The 2,500-nt window shown below is 52.6% G+C and carries 2 rRNA genes (both running past the window's edge); both read right to left on the bottom strand.

Annotated features, from left to right (window positions below):
* Nucleotides 1-944 (bottom strand): 23S ribosomal RNA (locus tag QF06_RS19475); it reaches 1,984 nt to the left of the window's first position.
* Nucleotides 945-1,114: 170 nt separating this feature from the next.
* Nucleotides 1,115-2,500: ribosomal RNA gene (locus QF06_RS19470) — 16S ribosomal RNA — on the bottom strand; it runs 164 nt beyond the window's last position.
* The 16S and 23S rRNA genes sit together here, the layout of an rRNA operon.

The following is a 2,500-nucleotide window of genomic DNA, read 5'->3' as shown; positions in this document are numbered from 1 at the left end:
GTAACCCGGTAGGGGCCCCTAGTCCAATCAGTGCTCTACCTCCAAGACTCTTACCTTGAGGCTAGCCCTAAAGCTATTTCGGAGAGAACCAGCTATCTCCAGGTTCGATTGGCATTTCACCCCTACCCACACCTCATCCCCGCACTTTTCAACGTGCGTGGGTTCGGGCCTCCATTCAGTGTTACCTGAACTTCACCCTGGACATGGGTAGATCACCTGGTTTCGGGTCTACGACCACGTACTCATGCGCCCTATTCAGACTCGCTTTCGCTGCGGCTCCGCATCTTCTGCTTAACCTTGCACGGGATCGTAACTCGCCGGTTCATTCTACAAAAGGCACGCCATCACCCGTTAACGGGCTCTGACTACTTGTAGGCACACGGTTTCAGGATCTCTTTCACTCCCCTTCCGGGGTGCTTTTCACCTTTCCCTCACGGTACTGGTTCACTATCGGTCACTAGGGAGTATTTAGCCTTGGGAGATGGTCCTCCCGGATTCCGACGGAATTTCACGTGTTCCGCCGTACTCAGGATCCACTCAGGAGAGAACGAAGTTTTGACTACAGGGCTGTTACCTCCTATGGCGGGCCTTTCCAGACCTCTTCATCTACCTCGTTCCTTTGTAACTCCGTACAGAGTGTCCTACAACCCCAAGAGGCAAGCCTCTTGGTTTGGGCTAATCCCGTTTCGCTCGCCGCTACTCAGGGAATCGCATTTGCTTTCTCTTCCTCCGGGTACTTAGATGTTTCAGTTCCCCGGGTCTGCCTTCTCATATCCTATGAATTCAGATATGGATACCACTCCATTACGAGTGGTGGGTTTCCCCATTCGGAAATCTCCGGATCAAAGCTTGCTTACAGCTCCCCGAAGCATATCGGTGTTCGTCCCGTCCTTCATCGGCTCCTAGTGCCAAGGCATCCACCGTGCGCCCTTTCTAACTTAACCGTTAAAAAGAATCACTATGTGATATCTTGTATTACTAATTGAATGTGATGTCTACTGTTATCTAGTTTTCAAAGAACACGTTTCGAAGGAATGATCCTTCAAAACTAAACAAGACAGGGAACGTTCTGTTTATAAGACCCAAGGTCTTATATTCCGTATAATATCCTTAGAAAGGAGGTGATCCAGCCGCACCTTCCGATACGGCTACCTTGTTACGACTTCACCCCAATCATCTGTCCCACCTTCGGCGGCTGGCTCCTAAAAGGTTACCTCACCGACTTCGGGTGTTACAAACTCTCGTGGTGTGACGGGCGGTGTGTACAAGGCCCGGGAACGTATTCACCGCGGCATGCTGATCCGCGATTACTAGCGATTCCAGCTTCACGCAGTCGAGTTGCAGACTGCGATCCGAACTGAGAACAGATTTGTGGGATTGGCTTAACCTCGCGGTTTCGCTGCCCTTTGTTCTGTCCATTGTAGCACGTGTGTAGCCCAGGTCATAAGGGGCATGATGATTTGACGTCATCCCCACCTTCCTCCGGTTTGTCACCGGCAGTCACCTTAGAGTGCCCAACTGAATGCTGGCAACTAAGATCAAGGGTTGCGCTCGTTGCGGGACTTAACCCAACATCTCACGACACGAGCTGACGACAACCATGCACCACCTGTCACTCTGCCCCCGAAGGGGACGTCCTATCTCTAGGATTGTCAGAGGATGTCAAGACCTGGTAAGGTTCTTCGCGTTGCTTCGAATTAAACCACATGCTCCACCGCTTGTGCGGGCCCCCGTCAATTCCTTTGAGTTTCAGTCTTGCGACCGTACTCCCCAGGCGGAGTGCTTAATGCGTTAGCTGCAGCACTAAGGGGCGGAAACCCCCTAACACTTAGCACTCATCGTTTACGGCGTGGACTACCAGGGTATCTAATCCTGTTCGCTCCCCACGCTTTCGCTCCTCAGCGTCAGTTACAGACCAGAGAGTCGCCTTCGCCACTGGTGTTCCTCCACATCTCTACGCATTTCACCGCTACACGTGGAATTCCACTCTCCTCTTCTGCACTCAAGTTCCCCAGTTTCCAATGACCCTCCCCGGTTGAGCCGGGGGCTTTCACATCAGACTTAAGAAACCGCCTGCGAGCCCTTTACGCCCAATAATTCCGGACAACGCTTGCCACCTACGTATTACCGCGGCTGCTGGCACGTAGTTAGCCGTGGCTTTCTGGTTAGGTACCGTCAAGGTACCGCCCTATTCGAACGGTACTTGTTCTTCCCTAACAACAGAGCTTTACGATCCGAAAACCTTCATCACTCACGCGGCGTTGCTCCGTCAGACTTTCGTCCATTGCGGAAGATTCCCTACTGCTGCCTCCCGTAGGAGTCTGGGCCGTGTCTCAGTCCCAGTGTGGCCGATCACCCTCTCAGGTCGGCTACGCATCGTTGCCTTGGTGAGCCGTTACCTCACCAACTAGCTAATGCGCCGCGGGTCCATCTGTAAGTGGTAGCCGAAGCCACCTTTTATGTTTGAACCATGCGGTTCAAACAACCATCCGGTATTAGC

This window comes from Bacillus sp. YP1, from assembly GCF_000877815.1.
GTDB lineage: Bacteria > Bacillota > Bacilli > Bacillales > Bacillaceae > Bacillus > Bacillus subtilis.
Note: the sequence above shows the minus strand (reverse complement) of the source record. Positions and strands in the feature narration are given on the sequence as shown.